We start from the raw sequence: 2,544 nt of genomic DNA, 5'->3' as shown, positions 1-2,544 counted from the left end.
ACAGCATATCGATCTGTCATTGCTTACCGATGGTTTGAGATCAGAAAGAGAACAAGGTATTACCATTGATGTAGCCTACCGTTATTTTGCTACACCAAAACGTAAATTTATTATAGCAGATACCCCCGGGCACATTCAATATACCCGTAATATGGTTACCGGTGCATCAACCGCCAACCTGGCTTTGGTATTGATAGATGCCCGCAAAGGCGTGGTAGAACAAACTTGCAGACACTCGTTCATCGCTTCGCTATTAAAAATTCCTCATATCATCGTTTGCATTAATAAAATGGACCTGGTTGATTATTCGGAAGAAGCATACAATAAGGTGGTTGAGCAGTACAATGCATTTGCCGGCAAAATTGATGTTACCGATATCCGTTATGTGCCCATCAGCGCACTGGAAGGCGATAACGTAGTTAACGACTCGGTGAATATGCCATGGTATAAAGGCGAAAGCTTATTGCACACATTAGAAACAATTCACATTGGCAGTGATGAAAACCATACCGATGCACGTTTCCCGGTACAAACGGTGATTCGCCCGCATGCTGCAGAGTATCATGATTACCGGGGCTATGCAGGCCGTATAGCCGGTGGTATTTTTAAACCGGGCGATAAGATAACCGTTTTGCCTTCGGGCTTAACCTCGGCAATTAAATCTATCGATACCTATTCGGGTCCGGTTGAGGAGGCTTTTGCGCCAATGTCGGTTTCAATTACTTTGGAAGATGATATTGATGTAAGCCGTGGCGATATGATAATAAAAGATGACAGCGAACCACAGGTAAGCCAGGATCTTGAAGTTATGCTATGCTGGATGGGCTCCCGCGGCCCACGTCCGGGTGCTAAGTATCACCTTAAAAATACTACCCGCGAAGTAATGGCCATTATAAAAGAGGTTTATTACAAATTGGATATCAATACAATGGAAAAGCTGGAAAATGCCGGAGATATCAAAATGAATGAAATGGCCCGAGTACGCCTGCGTACCACGCAACCCCTTGTTTTTGATGAGTATCGCAAAAACCGCATTACAGGATCGTTGATATTGGTTGATGAAGCCACAAATGAAACTGTTGCCGCAGGAACCATACTTTTATAGCATCGACTCAGCCTCTGATAAAAGATAAAGCCCGGCTCTTTTCAAGTCGGGCTTTATCTTTTGGTGGCTTTATAAATTACAAGTTTTTTTAATCGGTTATTGATTCAATTTTTCCAGGCAAGCCGCCAAACTGTCTCTCCAGTAAGGAATTTCAATACCAAAAGTAGTTTTAATCTTAGTTTTATCCATTACAGAAAACGCGGGACGTTGTGCTTTGGTTGGATACTCTGATGTGCGAATGGGCAATACTTTTACCCGTGTCTCTGAAATATCAAATATTGCTTTGGCAAAATCATACCACGAGGTTACACCCTCATTGCTGTAATGGTAAACACCGTAACTTTCATTGCCTGATGCTACAATATCAAGTATACAACCAGCTAAATCAATAGCATAGGTTGGTGTACCTACCTGATCGGCAATAATTTTCAGCAAATCCCGCTCGGCACCCAATTTTAACATGGTTTTGGTGAAATTGTTGCCGTACTCAGAATATAGCCAGCTGGTACGAATGGTATAATATTTTTTTAAAATTGCTGCTATAGCCTGTTCACCTTCCAATTTGGTAAGGCCGTATACACTTATAGGTTCAGCAATATCATCTTCTTTTAAAGGATAAGGTGTATCACCCTTAAAAACAAAGTCTGTTGAGATCTGGATCAGTGTCGAGTCGTATGCATTGCATTGCTTTGCCAGGTTAGCTGCGCCGGTATTATTGATACTTCGGGCCAAATCTACCTCATCCTCGGCTTTATCAACGGCGGTATACGCGGCGCAATTTATGGCAAATGTTGGTTTGTATTTTTCAAATACGTTAACCAGAAGGTCTTCTCTAAGTATATTTGCTTCATCTTCGGGCAGGAAATGAATGTGATCTGCTCCCCTATCAATTGCAATCTTTTTTAGGCAATTTCCTAACTGCCCCGATGCTCCAAATACTATAATATTATTTTGCATGATCATGTTTTACTTAAAAACCGAGGTCGCCTATATCTTTCAGAAAAGGCAGTTCCTGATCCTTTTCTGATACATTCAACTCATTGGTGCTCATTTGCCAGTCGATGTTCAGTATCGGATCGGCATAATGTAAGCCGCCCTCTGCCTGTTTATTATAGTAATTATCGCATTTATACTGAAAAATAGCGGTATCACTAAACACAATAAATCCATGAGCAAACCCTCTGGGGATAAAAAGTTGTTGGTTGTTTTCGGCAGTGAGCAAAACACTTTGACATTGGCCATATGTTGCAGAACCTTTACGCAAATCTACAGCCACATCAAGAACTTCGCCCTGTGTTACCCTAACCAATTTAGCCTGAGAGTGCTCGCCCTTTTGCAGATGTAAACCCCGCAATACTCCCTTTGTTGAAAACGATTGATTATCCTGAACAAAATTAACTGTGTAACCCACTACTTTGTTAAAGGTATCAGCATTAAAC

At 41.5% G+C, this 2,544-nt stretch carries 3 protein-coding genes; 1 reads left to right on the top strand and 2 read right to left on the bottom strand.

Annotated features, from left to right (window positions below; all coding sequences use genetic code 11):
* Positions 1-1,105 (top strand): sulfate adenylyltransferase subunit 1 (locus AC1DPZ_RS25370; protein WP_477408722.1); only part of this gene is annotated, 1,105 nt, incomplete at its 5' end.
* 96 nt (positions 1,106-1,201) lie between these two features.
* Here the strand turns inward: AC1DPZ_RS25370 and rfbD are convergent.
* Entirely contained in the window at positions 1,202-2,062 is an 861-nt protein-coding gene (gene rfbD, locus AC1DPZ_RS25365) for a dTDP-4-dehydrorhamnose reductase (protein WP_477408720.1), read from the bottom strand.
* 13 nt (positions 2,063-2,075) lie between these two features.
* The coding region (rfbC, locus tag AC1DPZ_RS25360; RefSeq protein WP_477408718.1) for a dTDP-4-dehydrorhamnose 3,5-epimerase at positions 2,076-2,544 on the bottom strand (469 nt) is incomplete at its 5' end.

The organism is Mucilaginibacter sp. P4_G9, assembly GCF_056400985.1.
This window is presented reverse-complemented; position numbering and strand designations above follow the sequence as displayed.

Bases quoted from the DNA above. Each gene is read 5' to 3' on its own strand.
- rfbD (WP_477408720.1), bottom strand. From the start codon at position 2,062: ATGCAAAATAATATTATAGTATTTGGAGCATCGGGGCAGTTAGGAAAT.